General features: G+C 74.9%; 18 protein-coding genes. 10 read left to right on the top strand and 8 right to left on the bottom strand.

Annotation, left to right across the window (positions count from 1 at the left end; genetic code table 11):
- Positions 1–6: 6 nt before the first annotated feature.
- Complete coding sequence (locus ACZ6Y7_RS22470; RefSeq protein WP_465759695.1) at positions 7–1,344, bottom strand: GH1 family beta-glucosidase; 1,338 nt, start codon at positions 1,342–1,344, stop codon at positions 7–9.
- A gap of 345 nt (positions 1,345–1,689) precedes the next feature.
- Here ACZ6Y7_RS22470 and ACZ6Y7_RS22475 point away from each other — a divergent pair, with 345 nt between their 5' ends.
- Both ACZ6Y7_RS22475 and ACZ6Y7_RS22480 read left to right on the top strand, forming a co-directional pair.
- On the top strand, positions 1,690–2,655 hold the full coding sequence (locus ACZ6Y7_RS22475) for a carbohydrate kinase family protein (RefSeq protein ID WP_465759696.1): 966 nt from the start codon (positions 1,690–1,692) through the stop codon (positions 2,653–2,655).
- A gap of 40 nt (positions 2,656–2,695) precedes the next feature.
- On the top strand, positions 2,696–4,879 hold the full coding sequence (locus tag ACZ6Y7_RS22480; RefSeq protein WP_465759697.1) for an HAD-IIB family hydrolase: 2,184 nt from the start codon (positions 2,696–2,698) through the stop codon (positions 4,877–4,879).
- 251 nt (positions 4,880–5,130) lie between these two features.
- Here ACZ6Y7_RS22480 and ACZ6Y7_RS22485 read toward each other — a convergent pair whose 3' ends face one another.
- The 3 genes from ACZ6Y7_RS22485 to ACZ6Y7_RS22495 form a co-directional block, all read right to left on the bottom strand.
- The gene (locus tag ACZ6Y7_RS22485) at positions 5,131–5,799 is read right to left on the bottom strand and encodes a fasciclin domain-containing protein (RefSeq protein WP_465759698.1); all 669 of its coding nucleotides are present in this window, start codon (positions 5,797–5,799) and stop codon (positions 5,131–5,133) included.
- 99 nt (positions 5,800–5,898) lie between these two features.
- Positions 5,899–7,641: a molybdopterin-dependent oxidoreductase gene (locus ACZ6Y7_RS22490; RefSeq protein WP_465759699.1), complete on the bottom strand. Its 1,743-nt coding sequence runs from the start codon at positions 7,639–7,641 to the stop codon at positions 5,899–5,901.
- A 496-nt stretch (positions 7,642–8,137) separates the two neighbouring features.
- Positions 8,138–9,631, bottom strand: a complete 1,494-nt coding sequence (locus ACZ6Y7_RS22495; RefSeq protein WP_465759700.1) for an SDR family oxidoreductase — start codon at positions 9,629–9,631, stop codon at positions 8,138–8,140.
- Positions 9,632–9,944: 313 nt separating this feature from the next.
- Between ACZ6Y7_RS22495 and ACZ6Y7_RS22500 the strand changes: the two genes are divergently transcribed.
- Positions 9,945–10,529 (top strand): sigma-70 family RNA polymerase sigma factor, encoded by a 585-nt coding sequence (locus tag ACZ6Y7_RS22500; RefSeq protein WP_465759888.1) that lies wholly within the window; start codon positions 9,945–9,947, stop codon positions 10,527–10,529.
- Positions 10,526–11,272, top strand: a complete 747-nt coding sequence (locus ACZ6Y7_RS22505) for an anti-sigma factor (RefSeq protein WP_465759701.1) — start codon at positions 10,526–10,528, stop codon at positions 11,270–11,272. The genes ACZ6Y7_RS22500 and ACZ6Y7_RS22505 overlap by 4 nt, the downstream gene beginning before the upstream one ends.
- Positions 11,273–11,421: 149 nt before the next feature.
- Here ACZ6Y7_RS22505 and ACZ6Y7_RS22510 read toward each other — a convergent pair whose 3' ends face one another.
- Together ACZ6Y7_RS22510 and ACZ6Y7_RS22515 are read right to left on the bottom strand one after the other, a co-directional pair.
- A complete protein-coding gene (locus tag ACZ6Y7_RS22510; RefSeq protein ID WP_465759702.1) occupies positions 11,422–12,651 on the bottom strand; it encodes an NAD(P)/FAD-dependent oxidoreductase in 1,230 nt (409 codons plus the stop codon).
- A gap of 1 nt (position 12,652) precedes the next feature.
- Positions 12,653–14,794, bottom strand: coding sequence for a glycosyltransferase (locus ACZ6Y7_RS22515; protein WP_465759703.1), 2,142 nt, complete (start codon positions 14,792–14,794; stop codon positions 12,653–12,655).
- A gap of 349 nt (positions 14,795–15,143) precedes the next feature.
- On the opposite strand from ACZ6Y7_RS22515, the gene ACZ6Y7_RS22520 reads away from it, so the two are divergent.
- The 5 genes from ACZ6Y7_RS22520 to ACZ6Y7_RS22540 all read left to right on the top strand — a co-directional run bounded on the left by ACZ6Y7_RS22520 (position 15,144) and on the right by ACZ6Y7_RS22540 (position 19,937).
- A complete protein-coding gene (locus ACZ6Y7_RS22520; protein WP_465759704.1) occupies positions 15,144–16,493 on the top strand; it encodes a glycosyltransferase in 1,350 nt (449 codons plus the stop codon).
- A gap of 179 nt (positions 16,494–16,672) precedes the next feature.
- Complete coding sequence (locus ACZ6Y7_RS22525; RefSeq protein WP_465759705.1) at positions 16,673–17,389, top strand: hypothetical protein; 717 nt, start codon at positions 16,673–16,675, stop codon at positions 17,387–17,389.
- A gap of 71 nt (positions 17,390–17,460) precedes the next feature.
- Positions 17,461–18,471 carry a DUF1996 domain-containing protein gene (locus ACZ6Y7_RS22530; RefSeq protein ID WP_465759706.1) on the top strand — a complete coding sequence of 337 codons (1,011 nt, stop codon included), beginning with the start codon at positions 17,461–17,463 and terminating at the stop codon, positions 18,469–18,471.
- Positions 18,472–18,528: 57 nt separating this feature from the next.
- On the top strand, positions 18,529–19,089 hold the full coding sequence (locus ACZ6Y7_RS22535; protein WP_465611664.1) for a sigma-70 family RNA polymerase sigma factor: 561 nt from the start codon (positions 18,529–18,531) through the stop codon (positions 19,087–19,089).
- Positions 19,086–19,937 (top strand): anti-sigma factor, encoded by an 852-nt coding sequence (locus ACZ6Y7_RS22540; RefSeq protein WP_465759707.1) that lies wholly within the window; start codon positions 19,086–19,088, stop codon positions 19,935–19,937. Before ACZ6Y7_RS22535 ends, ACZ6Y7_RS22540 begins: the two co-directional genes overlap by 4 nt.
- Before the next feature lie 48 nt (positions 19,938–19,985).
- Here ACZ6Y7_RS22540 and ACZ6Y7_RS22545 read toward each other — a convergent pair whose 3' ends face one another.
- Positions 19,986–20,750, bottom strand: a complete 765-nt coding sequence (locus tag ACZ6Y7_RS22545) for a D-Ala-D-Ala carboxypeptidase family metallohydrolase (protein ID WP_465759708.1) — start codon at positions 20,748–20,750, stop codon at positions 19,986–19,988.
- 285 nt (positions 20,751–21,035) lie between these two features.
- Positions 21,036–21,482, bottom strand: coding sequence for an SRPBCC family protein (locus ACZ6Y7_RS22550; RefSeq protein WP_465759709.1), 447 nt, complete (start codon positions 21,480–21,482; stop codon positions 21,036–21,038).
- A gap of 257 nt (positions 21,483–21,739) precedes the next feature.
- On the opposite strand from ACZ6Y7_RS22550, the gene ACZ6Y7_RS22555 reads away from it, so the two are divergent.
- Positions 21,740–22,489 carry a response regulator transcription factor gene (locus tag ACZ6Y7_RS22555; RefSeq protein WP_465759710.1) on the top strand — a complete coding sequence of 250 codons (750 nt, stop codon included), beginning with the start codon at positions 21,740–21,742 and terminating at the stop codon, positions 22,487–22,489.
- The last annotated feature ends 2 nt before the right edge of the window (positions 22,490–22,491 follow it).

Below are 22,491 nucleotides of genomic sequence, written 5' to 3' on the forward strand. Positions count from 1 at the left end.
CCCCGGCTACGCGCTCCGCGCCCGCTGCGCGGCGATCAGGTCGCGGTACCAGCCGTACGAGGCCCTGGGCGTGCGCTTCTGGGTGTCGAAGTCCACGTGAACCAGGCCGAAGCGCTGGTGGTAGCCCTCGGCCCATTCGAAGTTGTCGAGGAGGGACCAGGTGTAGTAGCCGCGGACGTCGATGCCTTCGGCGACGGCGCGGGCGAGGGCGTCGAGGTGGGCGGCGAGGTAGTCGATGCGGGGCTGGTCGGGGTCGGTGGACTCGTCGACGGAGCAGCCGTTCTCGGTGATGGTGACGGGCGGGAGGGCCTTGCCGTAGGTGTCGCGGAGGCCGAGGAGGAGTCGGCGGAGGGCGTCGGGGACGACGGGCCAGCCGAAGGCGGTGTGGGGGACGTCGGGGATGTCGACGAGGTCGAAGGGGAGGGCCGGGTCGGTGGGGGCGGCGACGCGGGTGGGGTTGTAGAAGTTGACGCCGAGGCCGTCGAGGCCGGGGGCGTGGATGAGGTCGAGGTCGCCGTCGCGCACGGCGCCGTAGATGTCGTCGGGGACGCCGAGGGGGGCGAGGTCGGGGTAGCGGCCGAGGAGGACGGGGTCGGTGAACAGCCGGTTGTGCAGGGCGTCGTAGGCCTCGGCTGCGGCCGCGTCCGCGGGAGCCGAGGAGGCCGGCTCGACCGGCGTGAGGTTGTTCGAGAGCAGCACCTCCAGGCCACGCTCGCGGAGCAGGGAGGCCGCCAACCCGTGGCCGAGGAGCTGGTGGTGGGCGGCCGGCAGGGCCTCGAACATCAGGGCGCGGCCCGGCGCGTGGGTGCCCAGGGCGTAGCCGAAGACGGTGTGGACGAAGGGCTCGTTGAGGGTGATCCAGGCGGGGACGCGGTCGCCGAGGCGGTCGGCCACGACGGTGGCGTACTCGGCGAAGCGGTACGCGGTGTCGCGGTTGAGCCAGCCGCCCTCGTCCTCCAGGGCCTGCGGAAGGTCCCAGTGGAAGAGGGTGGGCAGCGGGGTGATGCCCGCCTCCAACAACCCGTCCACCAGGCGGTCGTAGAAGCCGAGACCGGCCGGGTTGAGCGCCCCCGAGCCGGTGGGGAGCACACGCGGCCAGGCGATGGAGAAGCGGTACCCGTCCAGCCCGAGTTCGCGCATCAGCGCGATGTCCTCGGGATAACGGTGGTAGTGGTCGCAGGCCACCGCCCCGGTGTGCCCGTCGCGGATGACCCCAGGCCGGGCGGTGAAGGTGTCCCAGACGGACGGACCGCGCCCGTCCTCGTCGGCCGCCCCCTCGATCTGGTAGGCGGCGGTGGCGACACCCCAGCGGAATCCGGCGGGCAGGTCGAAGCGGTCCGGCATGGCAGCATCCTCCCGACAGAACATGAGGAGAACTCATGTTACTGACGCTGCGCCAAAGCACCAGACGTCCTTGACGGGAGAGGGGCAGCGGCGCGACAGGGTCGGGGAACTCGACCGCGAGGGCTTCGGGAGCGACCGTCGCCGCGATGCTGCCGGCCGCTCGCACCCCCGGCACCTCGTTGGTCCTCGGGCCGAGCATCAAGCCCGAGGTCACGGCCACCGCCGAACTGCTCACCCTCGCCGGCGTCGGCATCGCCCGGCAAGGGCACCGCGGCTCGCAGAGTCTGCCAGGATCCGGCCGGCCGCCTTCGGCGCAATGCCGCAGGGCGACCATATGCTCGTCGGATGGACACGAACGTGAGCAAGCGCCGGTGCGAAGTGCTCGTGGCGGGAGCGTACTTCGCGGATCTGGTCTTCCATGGCCTGCCACGCGAGGTTCGGCCCGGCGGCGAGGTGTTCGCCGAGGGCTTCGCGCTCGTACCCGGCGGCGCCTACACGCTGGCCATGGCAGCACACCGGCTCGGGCGTGACGTGCTGTGGAGCGCAGATTTCGGCACGGACCTGTTCAGCGGCGAGGTGTTGGCCGCCGCCCGTGCGGAAGGGCTGGACGAAACGGCGTTCCGCCACCACCCCTTCCCGGTGAGGAGCGTGACAGTCGCCCTGTCCTCCCCCGGCGACCGGGCCATGGTGAGCTTTCAGGACCCGGTCGATCCGGAGCCGCTCGCCCCGCTGCTGCACCGGCACCGGCCGCAGGTCCTGATGCTGCCGCAACTGCGTTGGGACGCCGAGGTGCTGGAGACCGTGCGCGCGGCTCGGCGGCTCGGGACGCTGGTGGTCATGGACTGCCACGACACGCCCGCCACTCTCGACGATCCGGCAGTACGCCGCGTCCTGGCCGGGGTCGACGTCTTCACGCCGAACGCCGCCGAGGCCCTGCGGGTGAGCGGCGCCGCTGATCCGGACGAGGCGATCGCCGAACTCGCATCGCTGGTACCGACCCTGGTGGTCAAGCGGGGTGCGGCGGGTGCCACCGCTGTTCGGAACGGCAAGCGTCACGACGTACCCGCTGTTCCCGTGCGAGCCGTGGACACCACCGGCGCGGGCGACTGCTTCAACGCCGGATTCGTCCACGGACTTCTCGCCGGCTGGGACCTGCCCGCCTGTCTGGCCGTCGCAGCGGCCTGCGGAGCCGCGTCGACCACGGGCCCGGGCTCCGGTGCCGCCCTGCGCGCCGAGGACCTCGATCTCCGCCAGGGCCGGATCTCCCCTTCCCGGCTCTACGGCGCGCACGGCCGACCGTACGTCAGGTGAGCACTTCACGGCGCTGGGTGATCGTGTTAGCGTCCGTCGGATGTCGAAGGTTCTGGTCACCGATCTGGACGGCACCTTACTCGGCGGCGGTCCGGAGGAACGCCGCCGACTGCGTGACGCGCTGGCCCGCCACCCCGACCTGACCGTGGTCTTCGCCACCGGCCGCGGACTGGCCTCGATCCGGCAGCTCCTGCGGGATCCGCTCGTCCCGACGCCACGGTGGATCATCGCGGACGTCGGCGCCACCGTCCTCGATGGCACCGACTTCTCCGCCGTCGAACCGCTGCAGGAACAACTGCGTGCCGGCTGGCCGGGGCCAGAACTCGTCCGGGGCGCGTTACGCCGCTTCCCCGGGCTCGCCTACCAGCACGGCGTTGTCCAGGACGGACGCTGCTCGTACCACCTGGCCCCCGACCAGCTGACCGACGAACTCACCGCCGCAGTCGAGGCCCTCGGCTGCAGCTGGACCTACTCCGCAGACCGGTACTTCGACGTGCTGCCGGCAGCAGCCTCCAAGGGCAGCGCGCTGCGAGCCCTGGCGGCGGAGCTGGGCTGGCCGGCCGAGGACATCCTCGTCGCCGGGGACTCGCTCAACGACCTGTCACTGTTCCGGCTCGGCACACACGCGGTGGTCGTCGGCGACGCCGAACCCGCCCTGCTCGCCGCAGTGGCCGACGAACCCCTGGTCCACCACGCCGACGGGCGCGGCGCCGCCGGAATCCTGACAGCACTTCACGCCCTCGGCTGGGTGGATCCGGACACCGAGCCCACCGGGCGTCACGCACTCGTCGTGGGCTACCACCGCCCACCGCTGCACTGGACCGGAGCGAGCTGGCAGCCACCCGCCAGCCCCAACGGCATACTGCCGACCCTGACCAGCGCCTTCGCCGACGGACTGCCGGGCACCTGGGTCACGGCCCTGGTCGGCGAGCACCCCGAGGCCGCCCGCACGCAGCCCCCCGGGTTGCCGCTGTCCCCCGTGCCGCTCACCACCCACGAGTGGACCGGCTACTTCCACCGGGCCTGCAAGGAGACGCTGTGGCCGGTGCTCATGTCCGAAGCCGACCGGTCGGTCTTCGACCAACGCGCCTGGACGCACTACCGCGCCGTGAACGCGCGCTTCGCACAACGGATCAGCGCTGAAGCAGCCCCAGGTGCCACCGTCTGGCTCCACGACTACAACCTCTGGCTCGTGCCCGGCCTGCTGCGCGTCACCCGCCCCGACCTCAGGACCGGGCTGTTCCACCACACGCCGTTCCCGCCTCCGGAGGTGTTCGCCACGCTGCCGGTCGCCGCCGAGCTGCGCGCCTCCCTCGCCTGTCTGGACTGGGCCGGATTCCACACCGCCACGTTCGCCGACCGCTTCCGGCGAACCCTGGCCGGGCCGCCAGACCGCCCGCGCACCGCCGTCCACCCGCTCGGCATCGACCGGCCCGCCATCGAGGCGCTCGCCCGACACCGCGCCCGCCTGCACCGGCCGGCCACCGGTCGGCTCGTGCTGTCCGTCGAACGCCTCGACTACGCCAAGGCCCCCGTTCAGAAGGTCGACGCCATCGCCCGGCTCCTCACCAGGCGGCCCGAACTGCGCGGACGATTGACCTTCCGGCTCATCTGCCCGCCACCCGAGCCTGGCCTGACCGCCTACGACACCACCCGCCGCCTCCTCGAACAGCGCATCGGCGCAGTCAACGACACCTGGCAGTCCGGCGGCTGGCAGCCTGTGGACTACCAGCCTCACAACCTGCCCGTCCCGGCGGTCATCGACGAGTACCTGGCCGCCGACGTGCTCTGGGTGACCTCACTCCAGGACGGAATGAACCTGACGGCCAAGGAGTTCATCGCCGCTCAGGCTGCCGCTTCCCGCCAACGCGGCGGAGCGCCGGGCGTCCTGGTGCTCTCCCGCTACACGGGCGCCGCCGGCGAACTCGGCGACGCGGCCCTGCTCACCGATCCCCGTTCCATCGAGGACCTCAGCACCGTCCTGTCCCGAGCACTCGACCTCAGCCCCATCGAGCGCCGCGCCCGCATGGACCGGCTCTCCGGCCTCCTCGGCCACGAGCGGCCCGCGGACTGGGCGACCCGCATCGTGCACGAGATCCACGGCAGCGGCACCGACGTCGCGCCGCCAACAGCGTGCCGGCCACGAGCACCCCGGACACGGACCGTCTTCCCGTCCCGGGGTATCACCGATGTCGTTGCGTGGTCCCCGGCCGGCCGGGCTTGATCCTGGTCAACCCAGCTTCGTCAGCTGCGGCCAGTCGGCCGCCCCCTCGATCTGGTCGGCGGCGGTGGCGACACCCCACCGGAATCCGGCGGGAAGGTCGAAGCGGTTCTGCATGGTGGGCCTCCCGAGGCAAAACATGAGGAGGCCTCATGTTAGCGACGGCCCGACGGAACACCAATGGGCGCTCGGGAGGACCCGCCGACGGCCCCCGGGGGGGGGGACGGGCCGTCGGCGGGGCGCTGGGCTGCGGGTCAGGAGGCGGGCATCAGGACGGTGTCGACGATGTAGACGGTGGCGTTGGCGGTCTGCACGTTGCCGCACAGCACCTTCGCGGTGGTGTCGACGGTGAAGTCGGGCGTGGTGCCGGTGACGGTGAGGGTGTCGGTCTCCAGGGTCTTGTGGGCGCCGGTGAGCGCGGTCGGCGCGAGGCGCTGCGGGACGACGTGGTAGGTGAGGATCTTGGTGAGCTTGTCCTTGTCGGCGAGGACGGCGTCCAGGGTGGCCTTGGGGATCTTGTTGAAGGCGTCGTTGGTGGGCGCGAAGACGGTGATGTTCTGCGCGGAGTTGAGGGTGTCGACCAGGCCCGCCTGCTTGACCGCGGTCACCAGGGTGGAGAGCAGGGGGTTGTTGGACGCGGCGGTGGCGACCGGGTCCTTGGCCATGCCCGCGAAGGAGCCCGCGCCGTCCTTCGGCACGGCCGCGCAGGCCGTGCCGAACGGCTGCTCGCCGCTCGTCACCGCGCCGGCGGGCGTTGCGGTGCCGGTGGCCGCGGACGGGGCGCCGGCGGCCTTGGACTCGGCGGCCTTGGACTCGGCGGACGTCGCGGACCCGCCGCTGCTGCAGGCTCCCAGGCTGACGGCGAGCGCGGTGGCGGTGAGCAGGGCGGCGACGGTGTTGCGGCAGCGAACGGTGACGGACATGGGACGGATCTCCTTGTGAGGTGGTACGGCCCGCCCGGCGGGCGGACCGCGCCGGGCACTGGGCCCGGCGGTGAAGGTGGGTGAAGGTGGATCGGGGGGTCAGGTGACGGTGACGACGGTGCTGTGCCAGCCGGTGGCGCCCGCCGGGTAGGGGGCGGCGCGGTTCTCGGTCTGGACGGCGCCGGCGGCGTCGGTGGCGCGGACCTCGATGCGGTGGGTGCCGGGGGCGGCGCCCGTCCAGGTGTGGGTCCACTGCCGCCACAGGTCCGGTCCGCCGGCCGCGGCGAGCACGGCCTGCTGCCAGGGGCCGCCGTCGACGCGGACCTCGACGGCGGCGATGCCGCGGTGGGTCGCCCACGCGGTCCCGGCCACGGTCACGTCCCCGGCGGGCACCCGCGCGAACGGGGCGGGCACGTCGATGCGCGAGGCGGTGCGCACCGTGCCGGTGCGGTCCCAGCCCCGCCGGACCCAGTACGGGTCGTACGCGGCGAACGTCGTGACATCCAGGTCGACGAGCCACTTGGTGGCGGAGGCGTAGCCGTAGAACCCGGGGACCACGCTGCGGCACGGGAAGCCGTGCGCGACGGGCAGGGCCTCGCCGTTCATCGCGACCGCCAGCAACCCCCGACGCCCGTCGAGGACGGCTTCGAGCGGAGTGCCGATGGTCATGCCGTCCTGCGAGCGGCCGACGAGCTGGTCCGCCCCGGGGCGGACGCCGGCGCGGCGCAGCAGGGCCGGCAGGGAGACGCCGAGCCAGCGGGTGGTGCCGACGTAGGGGCCGCCGACCTCGTTGGAGACGCAGGACAGCGTGTGGTCGAGCTCTTCCAGGGGTTCGCGCAGCAGGTCGTCGAAGGTGAGGAGCAGGGGGTGGTCGACCAGGCCGCGGATGCGCAGCGTCCAGCGCCTCGGGTCGATGCGGGGAAGGGTGAGCGCGGTGTCCACGCGGTAGAAGTCCGCGTTCGGGGTGACGAACGGCGGCAGGCCCGGCACGTTCGGGTGCACCGGTGCGGGCAGCGGCGGCAGCGGCCTGGCGGCCGGGGGGATCCGCACGGCGGCCCGGGCGGCGCCGATGTCGTAGCGGGCGTCGGACAGCGCGCGGCCGCCGAATCCGGCGAGGGCTCCGAGGGCGAGCGCCCCCCCGGTGGCGGCCAGGACGGCGCGCCGGCCGGCGCCCTGGGCCCCGTCGGCGTGGTCCTCGCCGGGATGTCCCCCGCCGGCGTGTCCCTGGTCGGCGTGGTCCTGGCCGGCCTGTCCCTGGTCGGCGTGTCCCGGGCGGGGGCGTTCTCCGTCGGTGTGCGCCTCGGCCGTCAGGTCCTGCTCCGGTTCCGGACCGGACGCGGCCGGATCCGTCGTGCGGTCGGAGGCGCGCAGCATGCGTGCCAGAGCGAGAACGGTGACGGCCCCCAGCAGACCGGCGGCCAGGGCGGGCGCGGCGTCCGCGGCGTCGGCCGCGGGCCGGGAGAGCGCGGCCCAGGCGCCGAGGAGGCCGAAGGCGGCGAAGACGGCCGCACCGTACCCGGGGCGGCGCGCGGCCAGCAGGCCCGCGAGCGCGGCGAGCAGGGCCATCGTCAGGTGGATCCCGCCCAGCAGCACCGGCTTGTCGTCCGTGCCGAACGTGCGGACGGCGTACTCCTTCAGCGGAGTCGGCGTCAGATCGATGGCCGCCGAGCCGACCGCGATGACCGGCGCGCTGTCGGGTCCGGTGAAGGCGGCGACCAGTTCACCGGCGCCGAGCGCGACGGCCGCCGCGGCCCATCCGGTGGCGGTGGCCGTGCCGGCCCGGAGGATCCGCTCCAGGAGAGGGCCGGACCGCTGCGGCGACTGGTGTGCTTCGTTGGTCACATCCCGTATTCGGGAGCCGTCCGGCCCCGGATGGGTGGAAGTTCGTCCGGCCCGGATGGGTGGAGGTTCGGCGGAGTGCCGGACCGCCCGGTCTGCGGCTCTCCAGGGACACGGCGCGCCCGAGAGGAGCCGTATCGGCCCGCAGGGTGGCGGTGACAGGTGCCCGGCCAGATGCGGGACACGTCCGCGAAAGGCCGGCGGGCCGGAACCCTGCCCCCGGCGGGCCGGGCGGACCTCGCACCGACCGTCCGGGCGGCTCTCGCACCGCCAAGGCGGGCGGACCTCCCCCCGCACCCCCGGGCGGACCTCGCACCGGCAAGGCGGGCGGACCTCCCCCCGGCCGTCCGGGCGGACCTCGCACCGCCGAGCCGGGTGGCCCTCCCGCGGGCCGTCCGGGATCAGCCGGGGCCCGCTCGCGCAGCGGCTGCCGGGCCGCGGTCACGGCCGTGCCGGCCGGGGCCGCCCGGGGGTGCGGGCGTCCGGAGGGCCGGGCCGTTCAATCGGCGCGCTGGGCGCGTTCGGTGATGTTCCGGGCCATGCCCCCGAACACCACGGTGTGGAACGGCGCGACGGCCCACCAGTAGGCGTGGCCGGCCAGGCCGTGCGGGTGGAACAGGGCGCGTTGCCGGTAGCAGGCTCCGAGCGGGCCGTCCGGTGTGACGGAGAGTTCGAGCCAGGCCAGGCCGGGCAGGCGCATCTCGGCCCGCAGCCGGAGCAGCCGTCCGGGGTCGATCTCCTCGACGCGCCAGAAGTCGAGGGAGTCGCCGACCCGGAGACGGGCGGGATCGCGGCGTCCCCGGCGCAGGCCCACGCCTCCGACGAGGCGGTCGAGCCAGCCGCGCAGGGCCCAGGCCAGGGGGAACGAGTACCAGCCGTTGTCGCCGCCGATGCCTTCGATCACCTGCCAGACGGCGGCCGGTGGCGCGGGCACGGTGCGTTGCCGGATGTCCTGGTAGAGGCTGCCGCCCGACCAGTCGGGGTCCGTGGGCAGCGGGTCGCTCGGGGCTCCGGGCAGGGAGGCGGAGGACCAGCGGGTGGCGACGTCGGCGTCCTTGATCCGGCGCAGGGCGAGGGTCACGGCCTGGTCGAAGCCGGTGAGTCCGTCGGCCGGGTCGGGGATCCACCGGGCGATGTCGTGCTCGCCGCAGACGACTTCGTGGCGCAGCGACTCGACGAGGGGGCGGGCGATGGAGTTCGGCACCGGGGTCACCAGGCCGACCCAGTGGCTGGACAGCCCCGGGGTGAGGACCGGTACGGAGACGATGAGGCGGCGGTGCAGTCCGGCCTGACGGGCGTAGTGCTGCATCATCTGCCGGTACGTGAGGATGTCGGGGCCGCCGATGTCGAAGGAGCGGTTCACCTCCGGCGGCAGGCCGGCGGCGTCGGCGAGGTAGCGCAGGACGTCGCGGACGGCGATCGGCTGGATCCGGGTCGACACCCAGCGGGGGGTGACCATCGCGGGCAGGCGTTCGGTGAGGTACCGGAGCATCTCGAAGGAGGCGCTGCCCGAGCCGATGATGACGGCGGCGCGCAGTTCGGCGGTCGGCACGCCGCCGGCGCGTAGGAGGCGGCCGACCTCGGCGCGGGACCGCAGGTGGGGGGAGAGCTCTGCCTCGTCGACGCCGTCGGGGACGAGACCGCCCAGGTAGACGATCCGGGTGACGCCCGCGGCCGCTGCGGCGGCCCCGAAGGCCCGCGCGGCGTCCCGGTCGGTGGCCTCGAAGGAGGGGCCGGTGCCGAGGGAGTGCACCAGGTAGTAGGCGACGTCGATCCCGTCGAAGGCTCCGGCCAGGGTCGCGGGCCGGCTCACGTCGCCAACGGCGACGTCGACGTCCGGCCGCCACGGCTGGTCCCGCAGTCGCCGCGGGTTGCGCACCAGGCAGCGCACGGAGTGTCCGCGGGCGAGCAGTTCGGGCACCAGGCGGCCGCCGATGTAGCCGGTCGCGCCGGTCACCAGGCAGCGCTTCGGTTCGGTTCGCAACGTTCTCATCTCGGCTCCTCGTCGCGCCAAGCCGGGCCGCTCCGTCCCGTCGGTGGCCGGAACGGCGAGATCAGGATCGCGCAGAGCGTTCGGAGCCCGCGACCGGGCGGATCGGCCGGACCGTCCGGAACCCGCGAACGGGCGGATCAGCAGGGGTGCCGGCCAATCCGACCGTTCGGGTGCTCCGAAGGAACGGTGTGATGTCCCAGCCGTCCGTCCGGCCGAGGCCGGACGGCGGTGCTGCCACGACTACGGGGAGGCCCTCGATGTGTGCCGTCCGACGACCGGGCTGCTCGCCCGCCGGCTGCGAACGGACGGGCGGATGAGCGCCGTCGTCCACCTGGCCGGCCCCGGTCGGCCAGGCCCGGACCTCAAGGAACTCCTGGCCCGGGTGACGCGTGGCGATCAGGAGGCGTTCTCGGCGCTCTACGACGCGGTGGCCGGCCCGGTCCTGGGACTCGTGCGGCGGGTCCTGCGTGATCCGGCGCAGTCCGAGGAGGTGGTCCAGGAGGTCATGCTGGAGGTGTGGCGCACCGCCGCCCGCTACCGGGCCGAGCGCGGCGAGCCCATGCCGTGGGTGCTGACCATCGCCCACCGCCGCGCGGTGGACCGGGTGCGGTCCGTCCAGGCCGCGGCCGACCGTGACCAGCGCGTCGCGGAGGCCTCCCACACCCCGGCGTTCGACGAGGTCGCCGAACAGGTGGAGGGCAGGCTGGAACGCGAACAGGTCCGCCGGTGCATGCGCATGCTCACCGAACTCCAGCGGGAGGCGTTGACCCTCGCGTACTACCGCGGCTACACCTACCCCCAGGTCGCCGAGGTCCTCGGCGCGCCACTGGGCACGATCAAGACCCGCATGCGCGACGGGCTCATCCGGTTGCGCGACTGCCTGGGGGTGGGAGCGTGAGCGCCGACCTGCACACCCTGACCGGCGCCTACGCCGCGCACGCGCTCGACCCCGCCGAAAGCGCCGAGTTCGAACGCCACCTCGCCTCCTGCGCGGCCTGTGCGCTGGAGGTCACCGAGTTCGCCGCGACCCTGGCCCGGCTCGGGGCCGCGCAGGCCGTCGTGCCTCCCGAGGCCCTCAAGGCCCGGGTGATGGCCGCGCTGCCCGGCGTGCGCCAGGAAGGGCCCCGGATCGCCCCCGCACCCGGCCGGGGATCGCGGTCCGGACGCGGGGCGGGCGGGTGGACGAGGTTCGCCCTGGCCGCCTGCCTGGCGATCGCCGCGGGCGCCGGCGGCGTCGCCGTGCAGCAGCACCGGGACGCCGACCGGGCCCGCGCCCGGGCGGCTGCGGTGCAGTCGCAGGCGGACCGGCTGGCGGCCCTGCTGACGGCGCCCGACGCGCGCACGGCCACCGGCACCGCGGCGAGCGGGCCCGGGGCGGGGACGGTGGTGTGGTCCCGCGGCCGCGGCCAGGCGGCTTTCCTCGCCTCCGGCATGCCCGCCCCGGCGGCGGGGACCACCTACCAGCTGTGGTTCGACGACTCGGGGTCGATGCGATCCGCCGGGCTGCTCCCGAGCGGCGAGGGCGGGGTGCTGCTGTCCGGGCCGCTGGACGGGGCGACGGGGGTCGGCGTGACCGTGGAGCCGGCCGGGGGTTCCGAGCACCCGAGTTCGGCACCGGTCATGCTGCTGATGTTCACCTGAGCCCCGCCTGAGCACGCCTGAGATCGCCTGAGCCCGCCTGAGACCTCCTGAGATCACCCCAGGAACCTCCTCAGATCACCCCAGGACCGGTGGTGTTCCGGCCTGCCCCCGAGGGCCGGAACACCACCCTTCACGGATCGGCCGAGTTTTCACAGGTCCGCCAGCACCTCCCGGGCCGCCCGGGCGCCCGAGGCGAGCGCTCCCTGCACCGAGCCGGTCGCCCGGTGGTCCCCGCACACGTAGCGGCCCGGCGCGAACCGGGTGGTCCGGCTGAGCTGGAGCGGCGCGGGCGCGGCCGGCAGCGCCTCGGCGATCCGGTACTCCGCCAGCTGCTCCCAGGCCGAGGTGTCCGCCCCGTACAGCTCCCCGGCCCGGACCCGGGCCGCCCGCTCGTCCGCGTCCGTCCCCAGGACCGAGGTCGACACCAGCGCCCGCCCGTCGGGTGAGCAGCCGGGAACGACCTCGGAGAGCACCACCGTGTTCAGCACCTGCCGGTCCGTGTCCACGACCAGCGTGGGCTCGGGCAACGGGCTGACCGGCGCCGCGTGGTAGAAGGTCGTCACCGCCCGCGCCACCGGCACCTCCAGGCCAGGCAGCAGCCGGGCGGCCTGCGCCATCCCGGTCGCCACGACGACGGCGCGGCTGCGCAGCACCGGACCGTCCGCGAGTGCCACCCCGTCGGCCGTCACCCCTTCCGCCCGGGTGCCCAGCACCAGCCGGGCCGCCGGCAACCGGGCCGCCAACTGGCGCGGCACGGCCCCGATGCCGTCCTTCGGCAGGCACAGGGTCCCGCGCAGCATGCTGCGCCACACCAGGTGGAACAGCCGGCTGGAGGTCTCCAGACCCGCCTCCAGGAACACCCCGGCCAGGAACGGGCCGAGCACCGTGTCGACGGTGCGCCGCGAGAGCCCGGCCCGGCTCAGTGCCCGGGCGGTGTCGGTCTCCGGCAGGCGCTTGAGCAGGGCGGCGGGCAGCACCGCGTCTCCCGCTCCCAGCAGGCCCAGGGCGGCCAGGTCCCGCAGCGGCAGCAGCCGGCCGGGCAGCAGGTCGCCGGCCTGGCCCGGCCGCCTGATCGGATCGACCATCCGGCGTGCGCCGCGGGCGTCCGCCGCCAGGAACCCGGGGGTGAAGGGGTGCAGCCCCAGCGCGCCCAGCTCCAGCCGTCGCCTGACCTGCGGGTAGGCGGTGTTGAAGACCTGGAAGCCCCGATCGAGCCGGAAGCCCCGGACGACGTCGGTGCGCATCCGTCCGCCCACCCCGTCGGCGGCCTCCACGACCAGGACGTCCCGTCCGGCCGCGGTCAGGTCGAGCGCGCAGGCCAGTCCCGCCAGGCCCGCGCCGACCACCACGACCTCCGCTGCCGCTTCCCTCGCCGGCATGTCAGGTGTCGCCTTCCCGGTCGGCGCCGGTCCGCTCCCGGCGCGGGGGTTCCCGGCGGCAGGCGGCCCGGTAGGCGGCGGCCAGGGACGCGGCCATCGCGTCGATGCCGAAGCGCTCGCGGACCGTCGCCGACCCGGCCGCCGCCATCGCGGCGAGCTCGGGTGCGGGGGTGAGGACGAAGGAGCGCAGGCCCTCGGCCAGCAGGTCTGCCGACTCGGTGGCCAGCAGCCGACCGTTGACGCCGTCGCGGAGGTAGTGGGGGGCGCCGCCGCGCCGGGGGGCGGCCACCGGGAGGCCGGCTTCCATGGCCTCGAGGACGGCGAGCCCGAACTCCTCCTTCGCGCTGGGGCACACGTAGAGCGCGGATCCCGGTCCACCCCGCGCCAAGGCCCTTTCCAGGAGCCGGACCTCCCGGTTGGGCAGAGCGGGCCACAGGGCCGCCCGCCGCCGGGCGACCGGATCGGCGGCCAGGAGTTCGGTGACCCTGGTGCGGACCGCCGCTTCGGTCCTGGTCGGGTCGGTGGGTGACCCGCCGACCAGCAGCAGGGTCGTGCGGTGGTGCAGGCCGGCGCGCAGCCACGCGTGGACGAGCTGTTCCTGCTGTTTGACGGGGTGGAGCCGTCCCACGCACAGCAGCAGCGGGAGGCCCCGGTCGGTCGCGTCCAGGCCGTCGGTGTCGTCACCGCCGCGGAACAGGCGTGCCAGCATCCCGCGGCCCGCCGCGACGTCGTCGGGAGCGGGTCGGAACGGGGCGATGCCCTCGGGCTGCAGGTGGACCGACCTCGTCTCCAACTGCGGGAAGTGGTCGATGAGTTCCCGCGCCCCGTGCCGCCCGGGCATGGCGACCAGCAGGTCGGCGCGGTCCACCAGGCGGTCGGCGACGAAGATCCGGTGCATGTCCAGGCGCAGCGTGCGGCCGGCACCGGTGGTCTGCCCCGGAGGCAGGCCGGCGTGCCGTTCGTCCATCGTCCGGTGAGGATCCGGGGTGACGGTGAACGCGAGCTTCCCGCCGGCTCGGCGGGCGGCCCGGGCGACGGCGAGCGAGGCGTCGTCGGCGAACCTGACGTGCGTGATGTCCGGTCGCGCTCCGGGGAGTTCGAAGACCCGGGCCGTCCACCAGGCCAGCGCGGGGTGATGGGTGGCGGCGTTCTGCGGGTCGAGTGCTTCCGGTGAGTCCAGCGGGAGGCGGACCAGCAGGTGTGCCGTCCCCAGGCGGTCCACCAGGTCCGCGTGCCGGCCTTCCGCGGTCGGGGCTCCCGTGGTCGGGGCTTCCGCGGTCGGGCCTTCCGCGGTCGGGGCGGTGGTCAGGGTGAGGACCCGGGCGGCGCGCGCGTGGGTCGTCAGGGCTTCGCCCAGGGCGGTCAGGAGCACGCTCATGCCGCCGCTGAGCCCGGCTCCGGGTTCCTCCAGCCGGCCCAGCAGCATCGATTGGGCGATCACCGGACGGGCGCCGACCGGTTCGGCCAGCGCGCCGAAGGCCGTCCGGAAGCGCTGCCCGCTCGGTGCCCCGGGGCGGGCCCGGTCGTGGCAGGCGGCGAGAAGCAGGTGTTCGTAGTCGTCCCCGGCCGCACCGGGATCCGGCAGCCCGAGGTCCCCGCCCGGAACGCCCGAGAGGTAGCGCCAGAGCGCATGCCTCGGGGTCCGTCCGGTGGGGTGGAGCCCGACGGCTTCCGGGACCGAGAGGGGCCGGAGGCCGTTGGCGTCCGCCGTGTCGAGGAGGAAGGCGGTCTCGGCGGGGCCGGGAGCGGCGAGCAGCCGTCGGCGGATCTCGGCGGTCGCGCTGAGCCCGCCGTCGGGAGCGCAGCTGCGTTCCCATGCCTCGGCGAGAGCGATCCGTTCCCACGGTTCCAGGTCAGGGGACGAGCCCGCGGAGGCCAGCACCCACGCCGGCAGCGCGCGTTCGCGCCGGGCCAGCTGGCGGAGCCGCGCGGCGCGGCGGTCCGGTCGCGGCAGGAGCGAGTCCGGATGGGCCCAGGCGCCCCCGTACTCGGCCCGTGCCAGGCGTCCGAGCAGGTCGCCGCCGGTGACGGCGCCCATGTCCTGGGTCCAGTGGAATCGCCGCCAGGCGGCGAGGGACCCGGCGCCCGCGGCACCGGTCTGGGGCGCTGGTGCGGCCGGAACGGGCGTGACGCGGTGTGTCATCGGTCTTCCTCCATGCCACCGAGGGGTCACGGGCGCATTCGGAGACGGCGGCCGCAATGGATTGGCCCACCGGACGCCGGGGAGCGCCGGCAACGCCTACGAAGGCCCGTGACCGACCCGGAGCGCCCGGGAACCCGCCCGGAGCGCCATGACCGCCGTGACCGCCGTAACCGACCCGGGATCGCCCGACCACGCCGGGAGCGCCCGGGACCGCCCGACCGCGCCGGGAGCGCCGTACCCGCACCGGACGGGACGGGGTCGCGGCCCCCGGCGTCCAGCCGCGGCTTCCCCGGGGCGCCTGGCATGATCGGACACCACCCGCGATCCGACGCCGTCGACGGAGGACACCATGGCCCGCGTCGCCGTGATCAGCCCGCCTTTCCACTCCCATGCCCGGCCGCTCGCGGTGCTCGGCGCCGCACTGGCACGACACGGTGCCCGCGTCGACTTCGCCTGCACCCCCGCCTTCCGCGACCTCGCCACCGGCAGCGGCCTGGGCTTCGCCGAGCTCGCCGTGACCCGCAACGCCAACCACGGCGTCGCCGAAAGCACGCGCCAGGACCCCTCCGAGGCACAGCGCCTGCGCGAGTTCCTCGACGCGACGTTCGACGGGCCGACGGCGACCCTGCTCACCCAGGCACGCCACCGCGGCGACGACATGCTCGCCGAGCCCGAACGCGTCCTGCGCGACCTCGCGGCCCTCGACGCGCGCCTGCGACCGGACTGGTACCTCGTCGACCAGCTCGCCTACGCGGCGACCCTCGCCCTGCACTGCCTCGGCCTGCCCTACGCCACGTTCTGCCCCGGGCACCCCAGCTACCTGCCGGCCACCCCCGACGCCTACTTCGGCCTGCCCTACGCGTGGCCCGCCGCCCTGGCCCCGGCCCCCGCCGACCTCGACCGGCTGCGCGCGGCGGTCGCGGCCAACGACGCCGCGTTCACCGCCGCCTTCAGGGCGACGGCCCGCCGCCACGCGCCCGACGCGCCCGCACCCGAGCGCGCCTTCGCCCTGTGCTCACCGCACGCCGTGGTCTTCAACTACCCCCGGCTGCCCTGGCTGCCGCCGGCCCCGAGCGGCCCCGAGGCCCTCTACGCCGGCCACCTGGTGCCGCCCGGTGGCGCCACCGCACTGGACGGCGCCTGGCGGGCCGTGCTCGCCCGTCTGACGGCCGGCGAGCGCCCGCTGGTGCTCGTCGCCCTGGGAACGTTCCTGTCGGCGCGCCACGACGTGCTGGCGACGGCCGCAGCCGGAATCCTCCGCCACACCGGGGCCTCCGTGATCGTGGCCGCCGGCGACCGCGTCACCGAGGTCGCGGGCCACCCCCTGCTGCGCGAGGTCGTGCCCGAACGGCTGCACGTCGCACCGACCGTCCCGCAGCAGGAACTCCTGCGGCACACCACCGCCATGGTCCACCACGGAGGCAACAACTCCTTCACCGAGTGCCTGCACGCCGGTGTGCCGGCACTCGTCCTGCCGTTCTCCAGCGACCAGTTCGCCATCGCCCACGACGTGGAGCGCGCCGCCCTGGGCCGCTGCCTCGACCCCAACACCCTCACACCGGAATCCGCCGGCACCGCGGTCGCCGGCCTCCTCTCCTCGGGCGCCGACGGCACCACGGACCTCGGCGGGCGCGTTCGCGCGCACGGACCCGACCGGACGGCGGCCGCACTCCTGAGGAGCATGTCCGCCCGCCTCTGACCCACCACGCGGCACGGCGGTCCAGGCCCCAGGAGACGAAGGCCGTGACCCGGCCGGGACGGAGGCGGAGAAAAAACTTCCGGCGACGTTGAACCGTTCCCCCGCAGGACTCGTGTGGAAGGTGCCCGGGCGAACACCGCCCTGGCCGTCAAAGACCCATGCCCCCAAGGGAGTTCGCCATGCCGAAGTTCACGACGCCCCGGTTCTCCACGTCCGTGTTCAGCGCGCCCCGGTCCAGCGCGCCCCGGTTGACCGCGCGCCCGTTCACCGCGCGCCGGATGCTCGCCGCCACCGGTGTCGCCGTGCTCGCGCTCGCCGCCAGCGCCTGCGGGCCGGACACGGCCGACGGCTCCGGCGGGAGCGCGGCGACGTCCGCCGCCGCCCCTCCGGCGGCGGCCGCCACCTCGTCGGCTCCGGCCGCCGGCGGCACGGGCGGCACCGGCGGGGTCAGGCTCGTGGCGGTGAAGTCGGCCACGCTCGGGCCGGTCGTCACCGACGCCGCCGGCCGGACCCTCTACCGCTTCGACAAGGACACCGCCAAGCCGTCCGCGAGCACCTGCGTCGACGCCTGCGCCGCGAAGTGGCCGCCGCTCACCGCCCAGGACGCGGTCCAGGTCACCGGCGTGGACTCCGCCCTGGTCGGCAGTGTGGCCCGCCCGGACGGCACCAAGCAGGTGACCCTCAACGGCTGGCCGCTCTACCGCTTCGCCGGGGACACCGCGCCGGGGCAGACCAACGGGCAGGGCGTCGGCGGCACGTGGTTCGCGAGCACGCCCGAGGGGAAGAAGGCGCCGGGCACCACCGGGCAGGCCGCGGCGCCGACCGCCGCGCCCACCGCCGCACCCACCGCCACGCAGGGCGCCACGCAGAGCGGCGGCTACTCCGGAGGCTACTGACCGGCCGTGCACGGCGGCGAGGCGGCCGGCGCCGCCTTGCCCGTGCCGGGACCGTCACCCAGACTGTCGCGGTGCACCGGAACCGCGATCACCACGGGCCGGGAGGCGTCGTCCTCCCGGTCGGCGTCCTGCTCTGCCTCGTCCTGGGGCTGTCGCTGTCGGCGCTCCGGTCCCGGCCCGGCGGGCCGGAACAGGCGTCCGCGTTCGTCGAGATCACCGCGGTGGCGGCCACCGCGCCCGCGCCGGCGGCCGTCGGCCCGGACGCCTCCGGCGGCTCGTACGCGCAGGACTGCGGACGCAACCAGGAGGGCCACCGCAACGCCGACAACGTGGTGGTCTCCCCAGGGACGGTGGGCGGCGCCCACCACGTGCACGACTACGTCGGCAACCTCTCCACGGACGCGGACTCCACCGACGACAGCCTCGCGGCGGCCCCGACCACCTGCACCGACGGCGACCGCTCGACGTTCTACTGGCCGGTGCTGCGCCGCACCGACCGCGTCGCCCCGGCGCCGAGCACCGCCGCGGCGCCCTCCGACGACCGGCACGACGACACCGGCGAGATCCTCGCTCCCGAGCGGGTCTCCATCGAGTACCTCGGCAATCCGTGGTCGAAGGTCGTGCCGATGCCGCGCTTCCTCCGGCTCCTGGAAGGCGACCCGACCGCCGCCACCGACGGCGGCGCGGAGGCCGGCGCCCGCTGGGGCTGTACGGGATTCGCCGACCGCGCGACCACCGACCGCTACCCGCTCTGCCCCGCCGGCAGCCTGCTCACCCGCACCCTGGACTTCCCCAGCTGCTGGGACGGCCGCGGCACCGACAGCCCGGGCCACCGCTCCCACGTGCGGTTCCCGGCCGCCGGCGGCCTCTGCCCGCACGGCACCTTCGCGATCCCGCACCTGCGGGTGACCGTCGGCTACCGCCCGCCCCCGCCCCGGGCCTTCGCCCTGGACGCCTTCCCCGAGCAGCGGCACAGCCCGCTCACCGACCACGCCGTGTACATCGGCCTGATGACCGACCGGCAGATGTCCTCCGTGGTGGCCTGCCTGAACGAGAACCGCGCCTGTCGGGAATCCGGTTGAACCGGACGGCCGCCGCGCACGTGCTGGACGTGGCACCCGACGACGGAGGAATGGCGGATGGCGAGGACACGACCGGGCGGACGGCAGGACGCCGCCGACGAGGCACTGATCCGAACGCTCTACGAGCAGCACGGCGGCGCACTGCTCGCCTACGCCGTCCGGCTCACCGGCGACCGCGCGGCGGCCGAGGACGCCGTGCAGGAGACGCTGATCCGGGCCTGGCGCAACCCGGAGGCACTGACCGAGGCCCGGGGATCGGTGCGCGGCTGGTTGCTGACCGTGGAGCGCAACCTGATCACCGACCGGTTCCGGGCCCGGGCCGCCCGACCGGCCGAGGTGGCGGAGGTCTCCGAGGCGACGGCCACCGTGCCGGTCGAACGCGACCACGCCGAGGGCGTGGTGGAGACGCTGGTGATGTCGCAGGCGCTGGACCGCCTCTCGCCCGAGCACCGCGACGTCCTGCGGTCGATCTACTTCCAGCGGCTGTCGGTCACCGAGGCCGCGGAGCAGCTGGGCATACCCGCCGGGACGGTCAAGTCCCGCGCGCACTACGCGCTCCGGGCGCTCCGGCGCTCGTACACCGACAGGACGGGGACGTGGCAGGAGGTGTCGGTGTGACCAGGGACGACGCGGGTACGGGCGGCATGGGCACGGACGACGTGAACACGAACGGTACGGGTGCGGACGGCACGGGTACGGGCGGCACGGGCGCGACGGGTACGGGCGCGGCGGGTACCGGTCCGGTGCCGCACGACCGGATCGCCGAACTCCTCGGCGCCCACGTGCTGGGCGTGCTCGATCCGGACGAGTCGGCGGCGGTCGAACGGCACCTGGCCGACTGCCCCGCTTGCCGACAGGAGGTGGCCGAGTTGCGGGAGTTGGAGACGGCTCTGGGCGAGGTGCCGCCCGAGCTGCTGGTGGACGGCCCGCCCCCGGGCGGCGACCTGCTGCTGCAGCGCACCCTGCGGCAGGCACGGGCGGAACGCGGGGCGTCGCTGCTGCGGCGCCGGACCAGGATCGGGGCCGTCGCGGCCGTCGCCGCGGCGGCGGCGCTGATCCTCGGGATCGCCGTGGGCCGCGGCACGGTCACCGGACCGCCGGTGGCCGCCGGCCCGGTGCCGACCGCGGCGCCGACCGCGACCGTCACCCCGCCCCCGGCCGGGACCCGGACCGGCTCCGTGACGGATCCGGCCACCGGTGCCCGGATGACGCTGACGATGACCCCGGCGATGGGCTGGGTGCGGGTGAACGCGGCGGTCACCGGGATCCCGGCCGGCCAGCGCTGCCACCTGGTGGTCAACGCCAGGGGCGGGGCGACGGCGGACGCGGGCAGTTGGCTGGTCTCCGCCGTCGGCGCCACGTCCGGCACCACGCTGGACGGTTCGGCGATCGTCGCGCCGGACGACGTGGTCTCGGTCTCGGTCGTCAACGAGTCCGGCCAGACCTTCGTGACCGTCCCGGTGTAGGGGAACCGCCGCCCGCCGGACCCGGGGTCCGGCGGGCGGCGGGCGTCGTCACGCGACGCCGTCCTGCCACCACCAGGAGCCCGAGCCGTAGTTGCCGTGCTCGACCCGGCTGTCCACGTGCTGCCACGAGACGGTGTAGGTCTCCAGACCGGAGAAGCCGCAGGTCTCCGCGATCCGGTAGACGGAGAGCGTGGACAGGCCGGAGACCGCGATGTCGGCGGCGACCCCGTAGGTGTGCATGGAGTTCGACGCCCCGCCGACCTGGGCGTTGTACGCGGTGCTGCGGAAGCCCGAGTTGACGGTGATCGCGCGGCCGCCGGCCTTCTTCCGCAGCGCCTCCAGCTTGTACATGGTGCGGCGCACGTTCTCCCGGACCTCGCCGGAGCCGACGTTGCCGCCGCCGAAGCCCGCGCCGTCGTGGCTGGTGAACTCCGACCAGTCGAAGTGGGCGGTGGAACCGTCCGACTTCTCCAGCGAGTTGAGCACGCCGAAGGTCTGCGGTCCGGCGACGCCGTCGGCGCTCAGCCCGTACGCGGCCTGGAACCGGCGCACGGCGGCGGCGGTGCCGGGCCCGAAGGAGCCGTCCACGGCCACGTAGGTCTGGGAGGCGGAGTCGGCGGCCCAGCCCGCGACGCGGATCTGCAGTTCGGCGACGGCGGCGCCGGAGGAGCCCTGGCCGAGCGGGCCGGACCACCCGTAGGCCGCGGCGGGCCGGGCCAGGCCGACCTCGGCGACCGCGGCGAGCCCGGCCGCGGCCACGGCCCCGGTGCCGTAGCGCAGGAGTGAACGGCGGTCGAGGGACGATCTGTTCATGTCCTGATCCTTCGAGGAGTTCGAACGGGTCGGGTACGGTGCATGATCAGCGGTGCCGGCTCCACGGTGCCGGCTCCACGGTGCCCGTTCAGCGGTCCACGGTCAACGGTGTTCCCCCGACGGTTCCCGACCGACGGCCCCTCGACCGACGGCCCCGCGACCGACGACCTCGCGACCGACGACTCCTCGACCGACGGCTCCTCGACCGACGGCGCTCCACACGACGACGTCCCGCCCGCCGGAGCTCCGCCGACCACCCCGCCGGCGTTCCCCGCCCGCGGTCGGTCAGGCCACCTCCCGCGCTCCCGCCGGGCCCGCGGTCTCCTCGACGTGGCGCTTGAAGTCGGCCAGGTCGTCGATGACCCGGCGGTCGACGAAGCCCAGCGCCTCGGCCACGTGCTCCCAGAGGCCGTGCGGTTCGATCTCCAACTGGAACATCAGCCTGGTCCTCCGCTCGTCCACCTGGTGGAAGGTCACCACCCCGGAGTGCCGCACCGGACCGTCCCCGCCGTCCCAGGCCACCCGCTCGCCGGGGACGACCTCCGTGGTCACCGCCTCGAACTCCCGCCGGCCGCCGGCCGTCCGCACCACCCAGGTACTGCCGCCCGGGCCGTCCACGTCGACGCTCACCACGCCCCGCATGAACCGCGGGAACTCCTCGCACCGCACCCACTGCTCGTACACCGTGTCCAGCGGCGCGGACACCTCGACCGACTCCTCGATCCTGCCCATCGCTCCTCCTCTCCTCCCGGGGCCCCACCGCCCCGGGCACGGCCCCCGGTTTTCCGCGTGCCCCGTTCCCCGCCCGGCATGCACCCGTGTTCGCTTCCCCGCCCGCGTTCCCCCACCCGCTTCCCCCTTGCCCGCTTCACCCCGCCCCCACCCGCCGCCCGTGTCCCGCGGACCACCCGCACCCCCGCGGCGGCCCGGTCCGGGGGGTGTGAGAGAGTCGGCGGCCCCGAAGCCTGTCCGGACGCGAGGAGGAGCCGATGCACGGGAACGGGCCCGCCGGTACGGTCGGCCCCGGCGGTGGCCGGGTCCTGGTGGTGGACGACGACGCGGCGATCCGCCGCACCCTGGAACGCGGCCTGCGGCTCAGCGGGTTCACCGTCGCGCTGGCCGAGGACGGCGAGACGGCGCTCGCCCGGCTGCTGCCCGCCGAAGCGGACGCCCCGCCACCGGCCGCCGCCGACGTCCTGGTGCTCGACGTCTCGATGCCCGGCGTCAGCGGCACCGAGGTCTGCCGCACCCTGCGCGCCCACGGCGACGACATCCCGGTGCTGATGCTCTCGGCGCTGGACGAGTCCGCCGACCGGGTGGCCGGACTGCAGGCCGGGGCCGACGACTACCTGGTGAAGCCCTTCGCCCTGGAGGAGCTGGTGCTGCGGCTGCGCGCCCTGCTGCGCCGCCGCCCGCCGCAGCCCACCGACCGCGTCCTGGCCGGGCCGCTGGCGATCGACCCCACCACCCGGCAGGCCCACCTGGACGGGCACGAACTCCGCCTCACCCGGCGGGAGTTCGAGCTGCTCACGCAATTCGCCCGGAACACCGGCATCGTGCTCTCCCGCGAACTGCTGCTGGAACGCGTTTGGGGCTACGACTTCGACGTGCGCAGCGACGCCGTGGACACCTTCGTCAGCTACCTGCGCCGCAAGCTGGAGGCCGACGGCCGGCCCCGGCTGATCCACACCGTCCGGGGCGTCGGCTTCGTGCTGCGGCTGCCCGGCGGGAACGGGTAGCG

The sequence above is a fragment of the Kitasatospora sp. NPDC053308 genome (assembly GCF_055585785.1).